The sequence below is a fragment of the Sulfurovum zhangzhouensis genome (assembly GCF_030347965.1).
In the GTDB taxonomy this organism is placed as follows: Bacteria; Campylobacterota; Campylobacteria; order Campylobacterales; family Sulfurovaceae; genus Sulfurovum; species Sulfurovum zhangzhouensis.
Genome location: NZ_JAQIBD010000002.1, coordinates 106454 through 122968, shown reverse-complemented (window position 1 = coordinate 122968; position 16515 = coordinate 106454). Strand labels below are relative to the sequence as shown.

Sequence of the window (16515 nt, the reverse complement as noted above, 5' to 3'; positions counted from 1 at the left end):
CGACAATTTTTTAACTCGGAGATTTAGTATGGTAATGAAAGGTAAAAAAGGTGTCGTTCTAGGCATCGCAAACAAAAAGTCTATCGCGTACGGTATTGCTAAAGCGTGTCAAGAGCAGGGTGCAGAGATGGCGATCACTTATCTTAATGAAAGATTTGAGCAAAAGCTTGCTCCAATAGCTAATGAGCTTGGTTGTAATGGAAAACTTTATCCGTGTGATGTAAGTAAACCTGAAGAGATCGTTGCTCTGAGAGAGACTTTGGAAAAAGATTTCGGTAAGATCGATTTTATCGTACACTCTATTGCATTTGCTCCAAAAGAAGGACTAAGCGGACGTTTCTATGATATTTCAAAAGAGGCATTTGATATTGCGATGGATATTTCTGTTTATTCACTTATCGAGATCGTAAGAGAATTAAAGCCAATCCTTTCAGAGAATTCATCTGTATTGACACTTAGCTACTATGGCGGTGTGAAGTACATCCCTAACTATAATCTTATGGGTGTTGCAAAAGCAGCCCTTGAAATGACGACAAAATATCTTGCTGAAGATCTAGGAAAAGACGGTATCAGAGTTAATGCGATCTCTGCAGGACCGATCAAAACATTGGCAGCAGCTGGGATCGGTGACTTTAGTTTCATGCTTAAATGGAATCAGGCCCATGCACCGCTTAAACAAAACGTAACGATCGAGCAGGTAGGAAACTCTGGTATGTATATGCTCTCTGATTTAAGTTCAGGTGTGACAGGTGAGATTCACTATGTAGATGCCGGATTTAACATCATGGGAATGCCTGCAGTAGAATTCAGTGATGAAGGTAAACCAAAGATAGCTTGGGACGGAAACGCTTAATTGAAAGATTCTCAAGAATATTTGGCTAAAAAAGCCTTTTTTGACAAAGTGCTGACCATCTACGGACGTAATGCCGTGATGGAAGCACTTGAAGATGATTCTATCACTATCCATAAACTTCATTTATCCAAATCCAATCAACCAAATGAGCAGCTTCAGAGAATGACGAGTCTTGCTGAAAGCAGATGTATTGAGATTAGATATCATGACAAAGCTTCATTGTCCCGTATCTCCAAAAATGCAAAACAGGATCAAGGTGTAGCACTTGATATCGTTTTGGAACATTTCGGTGATGAAGAGAACTTTTTGCAAACACACCAAAGCTATCGAGTTATTGCCTTGGATGGAGTGACAAATCCGCAAAATCTCGGAATGATCATACGCTCTTGTGCAGCTGGGAACATCGATGCGATACTCCTTCCGACCAAAGGTGCTGCACAGATATCTCCACTTGTGATCAAGGCCAGTGTAGGTACACTCTTTAAAATGCCGATCATAAAAACAAGTAATCTTGCGAAAACACTACAAAATTTTCAAACTAACGGGGCCAAGGTATATACACTATCATCATATGCCAAAGAGAATTATAAAAGTATGCAGTATACAGATAGAACGATCTTTGTATTGGGTAATGAGAGTGAAGGGGTGAGCGAGGCAGTAGAGAACCTTAGTGATGAAAGTATCATTATACCGATGCAAAGAGGCGTAGAATCATTAAACGTTGCCGTAACTGCATCCTTATTAGCTTTTTTATAAATTTTTTCTTTCTTAATTTCATAAAATATCTTTTCTATTTTACTCTATCAAAAAGAATAGAATAGATTTTTTATTCATATAAATAACTTTTTCTAATTTTTAACACTAAATTAACACTAATTTGAAAAAATAATAAATATTTATAAGAGGAGACATAAATGAATAAAAAACTATTAGGATCAGTGGCCCTATCTGGGCTTTTGCTTTTTGGAATGAATGGATGTGATAGTAGTAATGCCACTTTACTAGATGAGTCACAGGCGATTCCTTCGGATATCATTACCCCATACACAAGAGTAGCCGTTATACCGGATGCGACATGGGACAATGTTCCTTCAATTGCTGAAAAGATCGCACAGTATGTAGTATTTACGGATGAAAAAACTGAATTGGGACTACCTTCAAACTGGGTAATTGCCGGTGCTAACGGCGGGCTAGATGGTTTGAGTGGTCCTGAAACTTGGGAAACTACTGATCTTTTGCCAATCCCTGTAGGAACCAATAAAGCCAGAGTGATAGAATTTTGTAATAAAGCTTATGCAACACAGGCGATAGGTACCGGACGTTTTCATGGCTCGGCACTTCCGTGTGAAGTATCTGTATACAGTGATGGTACGAATGTATATGTAGATATGCTGGATGCCGAAGCTATCTTCAATATCTTTTTTGCCGATGCAAAAAACAATTTTACGGTTGAAGAGAATGAAGCATTTGCACAAATGGCTTCAAGTGTGAAGAATGAACTTCGTGTAATGATCAATGCAGGGCTTGAAGATAATAATGGCAAGAGCGGTTCAGCTTCTGTAGCATATACTGCATCTTATGATGAACTCGGACCGCAATTTACACAAGAGAAAATAGATAATGATATTGCTTTACGTACACCATATGTCGTATATAAATACAAACGTGTAGAAGGCGGTGCTTTTACCAAAGGCGTGGATGATAAGGCCCTAGCTAAATCAATCATCGCTGCACTGGGTACTGATATCAGTACAGCAGATAAGAATACAGGTTTAGAGGGGCTTTCTTATGCTTCAGCATGGCGTTCAGGAAGACCTGAACCTATTGCTATCCCTAATGTTCAAGTTGTAGAAGCATGTTCACCTAAATATGCCAAAAAAGCTACGGCTTTAGGTAGTGAATATATCACTGCATTACCTTGTGAGTTTACAGTTTATGTAGATGAAACGGATGAAACAAACCAAACAATGGCGATCAGTTTCTTGAACCCGAATTTTATGTTCGGTACTATGTTTGAAGGTGCTGTGGAAAATGCATATATAGGTGGTCAACTGACTAAATCAGATGTGATTGGGTATAGCTCGCTTGCAGATGTAGTTTTTGCTGATCTTCGTATGATTGTTGATTATGCTGTTCAAGATAGAGTAAGTGCTGAGGCACAACATAATTTAAATTTGGTAATTACAGAATAACTTTTCCAATCTGTATAATGCTTACCTCATTCATTAAAAATTATTAGTACTCTCACTTTCATGTCGTATCATTTGATACGACATGATATGCTTGTGTTAGTTACAGTCGACACACAGTCCACAGGTTGCTGAACCTGTATCACTGGTACTGTTTGTTTCATTTGAATCTTTTGCTACTTTATATTCACCTGTTGCCGTCACTGTATCAGAATAACTGTTGGCACATGGATTGCCTGAAGCAACAGCAGGTGCTGATGGGTAATAGCTTCCAGTGTACGGTGCACAGTTAGGACGTCCTTGAGGGTCATTCAGAGGATAAAGATCTTCCTCGATATAATGGGTCAATCCACTCTGATCATCTGTAACTTCAACATTGACAAGCTTGCTGGCATTTGCGTCATTGGCATCACTGATATTACATACCTGACCGCTATAGTTAAGTTTGACTGCGGTAACACTACCGACTGATTCCAGTGTCTGGTTACAGTCTTTTGTAACGTCAATGGTAGGGCTCAACTGTACCGGAGCACACGTATCACTTGCATGTACTGGTGCCATCTCATAAGTACCTATATATCCTATCGCATAGATCGTATTTTCCGGAGGGTTCAAATAAGAATCAGTGACGGTATAATTACCTTCATATGTGCCACCTGAACTTAAAGGCTGACCGATAAACCAGCTAATATCATCTGTATCATCAGCCGGTGTACCTTGATCATCAATTAACTTAACATCAGTGAGAGCACCAAATCCTTTGTTTTCAACCGTGTAGGTGTAGTTATGATCCAAGGTGTCATAATCGACTCTACTTAGCGTAGATGAAAGACATTCTTTACTTACTTCAAGCTTACAGGTATTCAAGTCGCCCAGTGCAAAGTCTTTGAGTTGGGCATCATATTTATGAGAAGATCGTGTCTCCATCAAAAAGCTGCTGAAACATGGCATTTGTTCACCTTGAAATACCCAGCTGAGATTGATACCACCCTCAAAGAAACTGTTTTCAGGATAGGTGTGCTCTGGATAGCCATCAACAAGTGATTTAGGGGTATAGGTAGTCCAAGCCGGTGTAGGTGAAGCATTGGATGTTGCATAATAGTAGTTCGGAGCTGCTCCACCCACCCCCTCAGCTTTTAATCTGAGATTTTTTGGTTCACTGGGATCCCATTCATAGATTTTGACATGTGCATTAGCCCCACCATTCACAAACTCTGCAAGCATTAGAATGTCACCTAGTCTATGTTCACCGCTGAAGGTTCCGTCATTGTTCATACTGACATGTTCCTGGAAGAACCAAACACCCATCTGTGCATCACCGTCATTGGAATAGCGGTCACCATGAAGATAGACGATGAGCTCCGGACCATCACCAATATCAATATTGTATGCTGCTGCTGCCATGTTGAGTATCTCGTTTTTATCAGGTACTGATCCTGATGTATGTCTCCATGCACTGACAGGACGAACATCTTTAGAACCACCTTGTGTAAAGATGGAGGTACCTTGCGGGTCATAGACGATCCCGTCAGTAGTACTAAAAGCACTAGAGTTCCCATCTTTTATGTCGCTCCAGTCGTCACCTGGAGCTGCACCATTTGCAATATTTCCATCAAGTTCAAAATGTGTATCACCAGGTGATGGCAGATACCATGCTTGTAATGGAGTCATACCACACACTGCCGCTAATGCTGCCATACTGTAAAATATTTTTTTTACTTTCATAGTATTCTCCTTTCTACAAAAGTTTTCAGTACTGTTTTTCAGTACACCTATTACTCAGTATAGATCAATAAATCTGAAGAAATAATAAAAATAAATTTATATCTTATTTAATATAAAAATTATATTTTTAAATATATATATCTTATACAACGATAATTAGGCATCTAAAGCATTTTTATATAAAATGAATAATTTTCTTTATATAGAAGATTTTGAAGAAGATAATAAATTGTATAGTATTTAAGGATAATAAAAAAGATAGAGGATAGGTTTTACGCCTTATCCTCTGATATTCAAGAAGTTTTTCGTACTGATATCATCCCAAGGCTTGTTCAGTGCAACAAAGTCATCATAACTCTTTAAAACACGTTTAAAATCCTCGCTCTGGGCACTTTGTTCTGCCAGTACATCACGTAGGGCAATTTTAGCTGCTTCCATCACTTCTTTCGGGAATGTTTTGATCTCTACATGCCCGGGAAGTTCTTGGAGTGCCTTGGCATTCTCATATCTGAACTCCTGAAGCATATTCCCCGTCATTTCTTCACTTGCAGCAGTAATGATCGCTTGATGTTCAGTGCTTAGTTTTTCCCATCTTGCTTTATTGAATGTTATTTCAAGGATCGATCCGGGTTCATGCCAGCCGGTGTAATAGTAAGGGGCTGCTTTGGCAAATCCCATCATACTGTCAAGAGCAGGTCCTACCCACTCGGTAGCATCGATCGTACCACGCTCCAGAGAGGTAAATATCTCTCCTGGAGCAAGCAGGACGGGGTTGACACCAAGGCGCTGCATCACTTCCCCGCCGAGTCCAGGAATACGCATTTTAAGGCCTTTAAGGTCTTCAAGTGAATTGATCTGCTTTTTAAACCAACCACCCATCTGTGGGCCGGTCGTACCGCCTATAAGCGGATAGAGATTGAATTTGCCGTAAAGTTCACGCCACAGATCATAACCTCCTCCAAATTTCATCCAGGTGATCATCTCTTCACTTGTCAATCCTAGCGGCATACCGCCGAAAATAGAGAAGGCAAGGTTTTTGCCTTTCCAATAGTAGACACCCGAGTGGAATGCATCGATCTGTGCAGCACTGGTCGCATCAAACACCTGCAGAGCAGGGACGAGGATATTTTTTGCAAAGACCTTTATCTCGAGACTGCCGCCGCTCATTTCCTCACATCGGGCTGCAAATTGATCCACACCTGTTCCCATGATAGGAAAGTGTGCCGGCCAGGAAGTTGCCAGTTTGAGTGTGACCTTTTTCCCTTTATTGATATTGACTGATTTATCATTTGCTGTCTCTTTCTCAGCTCTATGGCATCCTTGTAGTGCGATCGCTGTGGCACCGACAGCCGTAGCGGTGAGAAAATCCCGTCTTTTCATCTTGATTCTATCCTTAATTTAACTGGCTTAATAGTAACATAGCATACGTTTAAAAAGGATGAAAATGGACTGTCTTATCTGTAGTCATGATACAAAAACTTTTGTTGACGAAAAGAGTGCAATAGAGTATTACTATTGTCCTCATTGTCAATGTATCAGCAAGTCACAAGAACACTTTAAACCGATTTCTGAACAAAAGGAGCGTTATGACCTACATGAAAATGACCCTGAAGATGAAGGCTATCGGGCTTATTTCAGACGTTTTCTAGACTTCGTACTGCCACATGTAGGTAAACCTGAAACTGCACTTGATTTCGGCTGTGGAAGAAGTTCGCTTTTAGCAGATATGTTAAGTAATGAGGGAATCGAAACAGATTACTACGATCCTGTGTATCACCCGGAAAAATTGAATAATAGTAAAAAATATCAATTGATAGTATCCACCGAGGTTTTTGAGCATCTCCATAATCCCAAAGGAGTTTTTGCTCAACTCTTAGAGAAAATAGAAGAGGGTGGCTATCTGGCACTTCAGACACAGTTTCACCCTAATGATATTGAAGCATTTAAAAAGTGGTACTATCATCTTGATCCAACACATATTGTCTTTTTTACGCCTCAGACCTTTCGAATCTTATGCAATATATACGGGTGTGAGTTTGTAGGAGATAACGGAAAAAATATGGTGGTAATAAGAAAAAGGTAATATTTTATTTTATTCTGAGTACTCATTACCTATTTTCTTTTTTGCTATACTTAAGAGAAGAATCCTTGGGAGGAGTTAATGATGAAAAAGCCCCTGGACGTTTCAGCTTTATATCAAAGTTGCGACAGCTCACTATTTGTCTTTCATACTACAAATGAGCTTGAACCACTAGAACATCCTGTAGGTCAAGAGCGCGCACTGGATGCGATAGATTTTGGAACAAAGATTGCTCAGGATGGATATAATATTTTTGCTATGGGGCCTTCAGGCAGTGGTAAACATTCTGTTGTGATGAGCTACTTGGAACAAAAGGCCGGTAATGAGCCTGCTCCGAGTGACTGGTGTTATGTTAATAACTTCAAAGATCCGCGTTCCCCTATAGCTATCGAACTGCCTCCAGGGAAAGCATTGCCTTTTAGAGATAATATCGATGAGCTCATAGAACTTCTTAAGACAGTGCTGCCTGCTGTTTTCGAGAGCAGTGGTTACACTAATGAACGTGAAGCACTCAATCAAAAGTTTATGGATGAACAAACAGATATATTCAGACATTTGCAGGAAGAGGCTATCAAGCGTGATGTACAGATGAATATCTCATCATCCAGCCGAATCACCTTTGTACCTGTCATAGATGGAAAGGTTCTCTCCCCTGAAGAGTTTAAAGCGATCAAGGGTGAGAAAAAAGAAAAGATCGCCAATGATATGTCCGAATTTGAAGGTTTGGTGAAAGAGGCACTGCGTAAAATCACTGAGCTCAATAAAGTGCATCAAAAGGAACTGAACTCCTTGAATAAAAAGATCACTAAAGAGGCGGTACACTCGATCATAGATGAAGTACGTCAACGCTATGCTGAAAATGAGAAGATCAAAAACTACCTGAATGAGATGGAAAAAGACATCGTCAGACATGTACAGGATTTTTTAGTTAAGCCAGAGGAGATGGGACTGCCGTCTTTTATGATGGAGTTTTATACTTCTCCCTTTGAGCGTTACAAAGTCAATCTTTTTATATCTCATGAACAGGAAAACAATGCTCCTGTAATCTATGAAGATAATCCCGTTCATCAAAATCTCATTGGGCGTATCGAACATGCTTCTCATATGGGAGCGCTGGTAACGAATTTCAGTATGATTAAACCCGGTGCACTGCATAAGGCAAATGGTGGTTATTTGGTACTTGATGCCAGAAAGCTGCTGATGAAGCCTTTTGCATATGAAGAGCTCAAAAGGGTCCTTCGCGCCAAAGAACTTCGGATAGAATCACTCGCCAAGCAATATGCTTTTGTCAGTACAACTACACTGGAACCCGAACCGATACCGCTTGATATCAAGGTCGTACTGGTAGGTGAAAGATATCTTTATTATATTCTATACCATTACGATCCAGAGTTTAAAGAGCTGTTTAAAGTGACTGCGGACTTTGAAGATGAACTTCATAGAAATGAAGAAAATCATTTACTTTATGCCCGTATGATCGGGACGATTGCTAAAAGACATGATCTACTGGCTTTGACACCGCAGGCAACAGCAAGGGTGATCGAACAGTGCTCAAGAGACGTGTCGGATGCATATAAACTATCTACCCATCTGCATACTTTAGCTGATCTGCTTAAAGAGGCTGACTTCTGGGCACAAAAGAATACACATAAAGTAATAGAAGCTGAAGATATCGAACAAACACTTGCTGCACAGAAAGCCCGGGTAAACCGTGTACAGCTGAAGCTCTATGAGCAGATAGATGAGGGTATGATCATGATCGATGTGAGCGGCAGTAAAGTCGGGCAAATCAATGCATTGACTTTCATTTCACTTGGTGGACATGAGTTTGGTATCCCCTCAAGAATCTCTGCTACGACCCGTATCGGTAAAGGGGAGATCATTGATATCCAGCGTAAAGTAGAACTGGGAGGGCCTATCCACTCCAAAGGCGTAATGATACTGAGTGCATATCTGGGATCACGTTATGCTGCAGATCTGCCTCTAAGTATTGCAGCTTCGCTGGTATTTGAGCAAACCTACGGAAGAGTAGAAGGGGACAGCGCCTCATCAACTGAACTATATGCCTTGCTCTCATCGCTTTCAGGAATACCGATCAAGCAGAACATAGCTGTAACAGGATCTGTGAACCAGTTTGGTGAAGTCCAACCCGTAGGCGGGATCAACGAGAAGGTCGAAGGCTTTTTTGATATCTGTATGCATCATGACCCCAAAGCCTCTTATGGGGTTATCATCCCTGAGGCTAATGTCAAGCACTTGATGCTTAAAAATGAAGTGCTGGTGGCAGCAAAAGAAGGTAAATTTTCTATCTATGCAGTGAAGAACATTGATGAAGGAATTACAATCCTTACAGGTGTGAAGGCAGGTGAAATGGATGATAAAGGAGAGTATCCTGCGACATCGGTGAACGGAAAGGTCCTGACCCGTCTCAAAGAGCTTTCACAAAAGGCAAAAGAGTATGCACATGGTAAGAAAAAGTAAGTTACGAAATTAACTCCAAGAAGCAGACAAAATTCACGAAGCATAGTAATATTAAAAAATATATTTGCCTTTTATCTCTATGCACGATACTAGATCATAGAATAGTAAGACGTTATGGAGAGGGAGAGATATTAACAATATCGTCTGATAGCGCAGTGTTATTTGGTTTTGGTGTAGATTCAGCTTTAAAAACAACTTCCAGACCTTTTGTCAAAAGTGAATTGATAGGTTCTGAAGTAGTCCCCAAAATAAACAGTGTTGAAATGATTAAAAACAAAGTTGAAAATAGCTTTGAAGCATTTGAAATCATATCCCAGAAAACTAAAATACTTTTCATGACATAAAAATATGAGGATACGAAAACAATAAAATGGGGAATAGCTAAGGTAAATGCATAAACCATTAGTATGGCACCGCCGTAGTCACCTGTAAATGTCCAGTCTGATACGCTTCCAAGAAGAATGATCAAAAGAATATAAGCAGCGGTAGTAAAGTAACCCAGAATGACCTTTTTACAAAATTTATTTGAATTAAACTGAGTCATTTTAAACACAGGTCTGGATAATTTTGATTTTAATGATGTTCATATGAGGTTTCCCCTTCCTAATATGTGATGGGAATTATAACGTAAAAATTGAGGTATGCTATAATCATTTTCATGAACCTTGAAGAAAATATACAACAAGCCAGAAAACTATTAGCGAATGCGGATGCACTTTTTATCACAGCAGGTGCAGGGATGGGTGTAGACAGTGGATTACCTGATTTTCGTGGTGTAGAAGGGTTTTGGAATGCTTATCCGAAAGCCAGAGAGTTGAATCTTTATTTTGAAGAGATGGCAAATCCCAAATGGTTTGAATCTGATCCAAGACTGGCTTGGGCGTTTTATGGACATAGACTGCATCTATATCGTGATACCGTACCTCATAAGGGTTATACCCGATTACTGGAGCTGTCTTATACTAAAAAATATGGTTCATTTGTTTTCACTTCAAATGTAGATGGACAGTTCCAAAAAGCTGGTTTCATTGAAGAGCGAATTATGGAGTGTCATGGGTCTATCCACCATATGCAGTGTCTGGATGACTGCCGGCATGAAATTTGGAGCTCTGAAGGCACTACTGTAGAAGTAGGAGAAGGGTTTAAGGCCAGGGATCCTTTGCCAAACTGTCCCTATTGCGGAGGTATGGCCCGGCCTAATATCCTTATGTTTAGTGATTGGGGCTGGAACTATAGCCGTACTGATGCACAAAGAGACAGGCTGACCACATGGATAGGAAAATTGAGAGAGGAAGGTGCAACGCTTGCAATTATAGAGATGGGAGCCGGAACAGCGGTACCGACTGTACGAAATACCTCTGAACAGATCGCAAGAGAGTTTGATGTACCGTTGATACGAATCAATCCTAGAGAGAGCTTCGGTGCTGAAATCGAACTTCCTCTGGGAGCAGTTGAAGCGCTTGAAAAGATAATACCCTGATGCGTTGTTATACATGTTCTAAACTGAGTTTTCAGATCATCTGCAGCGAGTGTCAAGTAAAGCTTTTTAGACCACAGGTACATACACGTAAAATCGGTACATTGGATGTCATTAGTTTTTATCCCTATTCTACGATTGAATCACTGCTGCATACCAAACATAAAGCCGAGGGTTACCGTATCTATAAAAAGCTTGGAAAGATGACAATGGAGCCTTTCATCAAAGAATTCGCAGAATCATTGGATAAGGATGTTCATATTCTTGGGATAGATGAACATGTCGGCAGCGGTTATTCCCATATCGCACTTCTTACAAAAGAACTTCAGACAAAATATACCAAAGTGATGCACGGCAAGCTTTTAACTCAAAATAGAGTAAGCTATTCAGGCAGAGACCTGCAGTTCCGTCTGAACCATCCTCGAGAGTTTCGTTATGGAGGTAAAACAAACATCGATGTTATACTTATCGATGATACCATCACTACCGGTATCACTTTGCAAGAGGCACAGAGTGTGTTGATGCGGCACGGTGTCAATGTACTTTTTGCCCTTACATTGGCTGATGCCAAAGAGTGATATAATAGTGCCATGAATACATCTATCTACGAAATCTCACTGCTCGATCTGGTTTGGATGATGATCCCTGTCGGTATAGTGATCTTTATCTATATACGTTGGGTGAAAGACACTGTAACGCTCTTTCATGCACTTTTCAGGATGCTCATACAGCTTATTTTGATCGGTTATGCATTGACCTATATTTTCCAGGCAGATTCACCATATTTAGTAATATTAGTACTTTCCATTATGTTGATAGCAGCCAGTATAATCGCATTACGTCCTTTGAAAGTGAGAGATACAAGACTTTATCTCAATGTCTTTATCTCTATTATTATTGGGGGATTACTGACATTGATACTGGTGATCGCGGGTGTGATGAATCCAGAACCATGGTATGACCCGAAAGTAGTGATACCTTTAGCAGGTATGATCTTTGCCAATTCTATGAATGCCGTAAGTATCGCAGCGGAGCGTTTTGAGAGTGAAACAGGTAAAGAAATCGGCTATATCGAGGCTAGGGCAACTGCATACAAGGCTTCATTAATTCCTATTATCAATGCACTTTTTGCTGTGGGACTTGTTTCATTACCCGGGATGATGACAGGACAGATACTCTCCGGTGTCGATCCGTTAATTGCCGTTCGGTATCAAATGATGGTGATGTTGATGATATTGGGCTCTGCAGGTATATCTGTAGCCATCTATCTGGAACGTCTGAAAATAAATAGGACATATTAACTCCGATTTAATCACTGGTATGCTATAGTATTTGTATGAAAAAGCAGGATTTAAAAGAACTACTGGAACAGGCCGAAGGCAAAAAGATACTCTTTTTAGGTAAAGAGGGTACCTATACGAACCAAGAGGTGGACAGGTTTTTAAAAAAGTATAAAGTAACCAGGGTAAAAGCAATAGAAGAGGATGTGCTTGCTACTGTAGAACATCATAGTCTCAACCCTGTTGAAGAGATGATCTCAGAGGATGCTTATGAACGTAAGATTCCTGCTTATAGACTTGATGAGTTTGAACAGCTGTTATCAGAAGGGATCAATGATAATGAACTGCTTATGGCGATCAAGCTTTCAAACGATCAGGCGCGTGTACTGCGCATGATAGAAAATCCTGATATTAGTGATTCGCTCTTTGTAAAACTGCTCGAAATGTATGAGTGGCATGAAGAGGAAGAGGATAACAACGATGACCGTTCAGTTGTGATCGCTACGTTAACAAGATATATCGATATTACACCTGCAGAACGTGATCAACTCTACTCAACGCTTACTCTAAAACGTCTCGTGCGTGAAGCAACCGATCCTGACTTGTTGAATGCGTTGATCGGTTTTCCTAACTATGAGTTCAAACAAAAAGACAGAGGTAAAACTTCACTTTTTGAAGTGATTGCAACAAGCAAGTATATTAATGATGAAGTGATCAAGCGTCTACTCAGCTTGAGAAACCCTAGAGTAGATATGTATTTAGCTGCCAATCCTGTTGTACCCTTGGAACAGCTCAAAAAGTTTGCTACCAGAGAGGATAAATCTATCTATGAAGCATTGGCATCTAATGAAAGTATCGATGATACACTCTTTGAGCTGTTATTGGGTAAAAATGAGAATGTAGTAAAACTTTTGATGTGGTATCAGCCAATCAGTGCGGATCGTTATAGGATGATCACTGAGAAGATCACTGATCATGATCTTTTTGCAGAACTTGGAAAGAATCAGCATATAAACCATGAAGTCATTGATCAGCTTACACAGAGTGAGAACAATGCACTTCTTGAACAACTGGCAGAAAACAAGAGCGTAACTGCACCTAGTCTTAATGTGTTGTATGAAAAACAGGTAGCAAGTACTTTCTATCCATTGGCAGGTAATCCTAATTTACCGGCAGAAATCATAGAAAAGTTCTATACAGACTATCAGAATGATACCAGGATGATGCGTCAGATTGCTTCCAACCCAAATGCGTCTGAAAAGATGTTGCGTGAGCTTTATGAACGTGATGAACTGGAGATCAATAAAGGACTGGCAGCTAATCCGGCTACACCGATTGAGATACTTGATGTTCTCAAAATTGATACCAGACTGCGTAATGCTTTGACCCAAAATGAGGTCTTTATCGAACACCATAACACAACAAAGGTAGTGATATGAAATATCTGAGTCAAAGACGAAGCTTTTACGAGAAATCATTTAGTGATTTCCATGCATCACGTTTTAACGTTAGAAGTGAGAGGAATTTAAAAGGAGCTTTGCTTCTTTTGAAGGAGAATAATATATGAAATCATCCAATATTTCAAAAGTCGTCAGCAGTCTGATTGAGCGTAAACTTCCTGTATTTATCTGGGGAGCACCGGGGATAGGTAAGTCCTCTATCGTCAAACAGATCTCAGAAGCAAAGGATCTGGAGTTTTTAGACCTGCGTCTGAGTCTTCTTGACCCGACAGACCTTAAAGGGATACCGTTTTTTGATGCTGAACATCAAGAGGGTGTTTGGGCAAAGCCTAGCTTCCTTCCAAAAAATAAAGACTCAAAAGGGATACTCTTTTTAGATGAGATCAATACGGCACCGCCTGCTGTACAAGCATCAGCCTATCAGTTGATCCTTGATAGACGGGTAGGGGAGTATGAGTTGCCTGAAGGGTGGAGTATCGTTGCTGCCGGTAACCGTGAAAATGATAGGGGTGTTGTCTATAAAATGCCGGCTCCGCTTGCCAACCGTTTTGTTCACTTTGAGATGGAAGTTGATTTTGATGACTGGAAAGCTTGGGCATATAAGAAAGGTGTGGATGCATCGATCATAGCATATCTGGCTTATGACAAGTCTATGCTTTTTACGTTTGATCCTCAAACGAATGAGAAAAGCTTTGCGACGCCAAGGTCTTGGGAGTACGTTGACAATATCATCAAATCAGGTATTGAAAACGATTTGATATTAGATAGTATTAGCGGTGCAGTAGGGCGTGAAGCAGCTATCGGATATGTGTCCTTCAAAAAGGTGATGCAGGAGCTTCCGGATCTTTCAATGATATTAGATGGCTCACTGACCCAGTTAGAAGAAGATGGTCATAAAGTATTGATGGCACTCACAATCGGTTTGGTCAATGCACTGAGAGAGAACCAAAGTGACGAGGCGATCACCAATGTGTTGGATTTCTCTATGAATCTTCCAGGCGAGTTTGCTATCATGTTGGTTAAGGATATGCAGTTCAATGGACTGGATGTTGAAGGCTCAGATGCATGGAGTGACTGGGTAAGCAAGTATGCCTACCTGCTTGCGTAGCGTTTATTATAAAACGATAGAGTGAAGTGTATGCGACTAATCATTGCACCCGTTTGGTGCTACACCGTCTAGTGCATATTTTGTGACATATTCATAGATATCTTTCCAACGTTCACTCTTGATAGTTGTAACATCCAGTTTGGGACAGATAATTTGTGCCTCTTGTGGGAGCTTACCGGATTCATAGATTTCTTCCCATTCGCCCTGAGTATGGTTTCTCGCAAACTTTACACTGGTAAACCCGCATTTTTTATGAAACTTATTCTTATAGGTTTTTTTACCTAAAGCAACACTTGCTGTACCTTGTGTCGGAAACAAGCTGACTAAAAGAATCGAGATAGATATCGTAGAGATTGTTTTTTTCATATTAAGTCCTTTTGATAGAAAATTTTAATAATGTAAAGTCTAGGTTCAATCACAAAGGTGAAGATTTTTACAGTAATTTGTATAAATCTTCAGAAATAAGCCTCTGAATCAGTCAAGCCTCATGCTTAAATGTGCTATCAGGTTGCTTACTCAGTGAATGAGAACTTCTATTGTTTAGTAATGTGCTCCACAAAAGTTGCCATCACAACCGTGTACTTTTCCTGAATACTTTGAGTTGTCTATGAAAAATTTTAAGATATTTTTTCGATAGTATTTAAACCTTGTGCTTTTTATATTTGATAAAGCCTCAGGCTCTTTTTGATGTATTTTTAAAAGAGTTTGATCATCATCGAAATATTCTTCCCACTCATCTCCATCTTTTTCTTTTGCTAAATGAAAAGGTATACCGTGACACATTCCACAAAGTTTGGTAATCACCCTAAAAGACTTTACATCGTAGCTTTCGTTAGCAAAAAGAGTTGTTCCAAAAAAAAAGAGAAAAAGCATAAGGAATAGTGGTGATTTCATAGTATAGTACTCCTGGAGTTTAAAGGTTTGTGTTCGTATATGATGCTTATTGTAAACATTGATACTATTTGTATTGATTAGCACTAAATGGGCAATCCGTTTTCTCATTGTTGAGAAACATTGTAATAAAACCATTGATAGTATCGGTACGATCACAGTTCTGATTGCAAAAAAGCGCAACAGCATTAAAAACGTAAAGTTAAACTTTACGTTATGATATATTAAGCAATCTTAGAACTATTTTAAAACTTCGTTTTTGAGTGTAGAAAAATAGGCTTTATATGTTTGCCTGTTGAAGATATATGTTTTAGCATTAAATAGGGTTTCAAAGACAATTTTCCATAAGGTAGAGAAGTTTTTATCATTGCGTATGTCGCAGAGCCTTGCTTGCATCTGATGTTCAAGCAGGCTTAATGCTTTTGCATGGAATACGTACATTTTGAGAATTTCATACTCTATTCCTGCCTCTTGAAAGTAACTGATCAACTTCATGATCGATGCCTCTTTGTCTGTAAAGTCATTCGGATCCGTTGGTATGATGATCTCATCTGCAATCAACTGTTCCAAAAGAGTCTCTTCTACGCTAAAACGTTCCATAAACTCGGACTTTGTATAGTGTTTTGTATCAGATGGTATAGCACTAAGTGCATTCATAAGAGGTACGATCATGCTTGAGGAGGTGGAGAAGGAGAGGTCTTTATACTGCAGCATATCTTTAAGCTGTTCATTTGTACTTCCAAAATGCTCTTTCATATAGTTAATATATTGTAAAAGTTCCAGGTGTTTATCACTGTATCGATGTACATTTGATTTGAGTTTTTTTGCTTCGGGCAGCATGCCTTCTTTGATATAGTATAGAATGGTTGATTTAGGAACTCCGCTTTTGCTTACCAGTTCAGATATCTTATATTCCACGATTCACCTTTTTTTATGCATATATTAAGAATTATACCCTATAATTAAAAACG

At 39.6% G+C, this 16515-nt stretch carries 16 protein-coding genes; 10 read left to right on the top strand and 6 right to left on the bottom strand.

The window, feature by feature from the left end:
- The first annotated feature begins 28 nt into the window (after nt 1-28).
- From fabI to PGH07_RS05755, 3 genes are all read left to right on the top strand, one after another.
- Entirely contained in the window at nt 29-853 is an 825-nt protein-coding gene (fabI, locus tag PGH07_RS05765) for an enoyl-ACP reductase FabI (protein WP_289413356.1), read from the top strand.
- Nucleotides 854-1609, top strand: coding sequence for a 23S rRNA (guanosine(2251)-2'-O)-methyltransferase RlmB (gene rlmB, locus PGH07_RS05760; protein ID WP_289413355.1), 756 nt, complete (start codon nt 854-856; stop codon nt 1607-1609).
- Between the two features lie 158 nt (nt 1610-1767).
- A complete protein-coding gene (locus PGH07_RS05755; protein WP_289413352.1) occupies nt 1768-3045 on the top strand; it encodes a DUF302 domain-containing protein in 1278 nt (425 codons plus the stop codon).
- A 96-nt stretch (nt 3046-3141) separates the two neighbouring features.
- On the opposite strand, the gene PGH07_RS05750 is transcribed toward PGH07_RS05755, so the two are convergent.
- Entirely contained in the window at nt 3142-4767 is a 1626-nt protein-coding gene (locus tag PGH07_RS05750) for a hypothetical protein (protein WP_289413351.1), read from the bottom strand.
- A gap of 279 nt (nt 4768-5046) precedes the next feature.
- Nucleotides 5047-6147 carry a TRAP transporter substrate-binding protein gene (locus PGH07_RS05745; protein WP_289413349.1) on the bottom strand — a complete coding sequence of 367 codons (1101 nt, stop codon included), beginning with the start codon at nt 6145-6147 and terminating at the stop codon, nt 5047-5049.
- A gap of 64 nt (nt 6148-6211) precedes the next feature.
- Between PGH07_RS05745 and PGH07_RS05740 the strand changes: the two genes are divergently transcribed.
- Nucleotides 6212-6850 (top strand): class I SAM-dependent methyltransferase, encoded by a 639-nt coding sequence (locus tag PGH07_RS05740; RefSeq protein WP_289413347.1) that lies wholly within the window; start codon nt 6212-6214, stop codon nt 6848-6850.
- 81 nt (nt 6851-6931) lie between these two features.
- Complete coding sequence (locus PGH07_RS05735; RefSeq protein WP_289413343.1) at nt 6932-9328, top strand: Lon protease family protein; 2397 nt, start codon at nt 6932-6934, stop codon at nt 9326-9328.
- Nucleotides 9329-9440: 112 nt separating this feature from the next.
- Here the strand turns inward: PGH07_RS05735 and PGH07_RS05730 are convergent, their stop codons facing one another.
- Nucleotides 9441-9872 (bottom strand): hypothetical protein, encoded by a 432-nt coding sequence (locus PGH07_RS05730; RefSeq protein ID WP_289413341.1) that lies wholly within the window; start codon nt 9870-9872, stop codon nt 9441-9443.
- 114 nt (nt 9873-9986) lie between these two features.
- On the opposite strand from PGH07_RS05730, the gene PGH07_RS05725 reads away from it, so the two are divergent.
- The 5 genes from PGH07_RS05725 to PGH07_RS05705 all read left to right on the top strand — a co-directional run bounded on the left by PGH07_RS05725 (nt 9987) and on the right by PGH07_RS05705 (nt 14653).
- Nucleotides 9987-10808 carry an SIR2 family NAD-dependent protein deacylase gene (locus PGH07_RS05725; RefSeq protein ID WP_289413339.1) on the top strand — a complete coding sequence of 274 codons (822 nt, stop codon included), beginning with the start codon at nt 9987-9989 and terminating at the stop codon, nt 10806-10808.
- Entirely contained in the window at nt 10808-11383 is a 576-nt protein-coding gene (locus tag PGH07_RS05720) for a phosphoribosyltransferase (RefSeq protein WP_289413337.1), read from the top strand. Before PGH07_RS05725 ends, PGH07_RS05720 begins: the two co-directional genes overlap by 1 nt.
- 12 nt (nt 11384-11395) lie before the next feature.
- The gene (locus PGH07_RS05715; protein WP_289413335.1) at nt 11396-12106 is read left to right on the top strand and encodes an ABC transporter permease; all 711 of its coding nucleotides are present in this window, start codon (nt 11396-11398) and stop codon (nt 12104-12106) included.
- A gap of 35 nt (nt 12107-12141) precedes the next feature.
- A complete protein-coding gene (locus PGH07_RS05710; RefSeq protein WP_289413332.1) occupies nt 12142-13524 on the top strand; it encodes a hypothetical protein in 1383 nt (460 codons plus the stop codon).
- Nucleotides 13525-13648: 124 nt separating this feature from the next.
- Complete coding sequence (locus tag PGH07_RS05705; RefSeq protein ID WP_289413331.1) at nt 13649-14653, top strand: AAA family ATPase; 1005 nt, start codon at nt 13649-13651, stop codon at nt 14651-14653.
- Nucleotides 14654-14689: 36 nt separating this feature from the next.
- On the opposite strand, the gene PGH07_RS05700 is transcribed toward PGH07_RS05705, so the two are convergent.
- The 3 genes from PGH07_RS05700 to PGH07_RS05690 all read right to left on the bottom strand — a co-directional run bounded on the left by PGH07_RS05700 (nt 14690) and on the right by PGH07_RS05690 (nt 16462).
- Nucleotides 14690-15019 carry a hypothetical protein gene (locus tag PGH07_RS05700; RefSeq protein WP_289413327.1) on the bottom strand — a complete coding sequence of 110 codons (330 nt, stop codon included), beginning with the start codon at nt 15017-15019 and terminating at the stop codon, nt 14690-14692.
- Between the two features lie 174 nt (nt 15020-15193).
- The gene (locus PGH07_RS05695; RefSeq protein WP_289413326.1) at nt 15194-15547 is read right to left on the bottom strand and encodes a hypothetical protein; all 354 of its coding nucleotides are present in this window, start codon (nt 15545-15547) and stop codon (nt 15194-15196) included.
- A 237-nt stretch (nt 15548-15784) separates the two neighbouring features.
- Entirely contained in the window at nt 15785-16462 is a 678-nt protein-coding gene (locus PGH07_RS05690) for a MerR family transcriptional regulator (RefSeq protein ID WP_289413324.1), read from the bottom strand.
- Between the last annotated feature and the right edge of the window lie 53 nt (nt 16463-16515).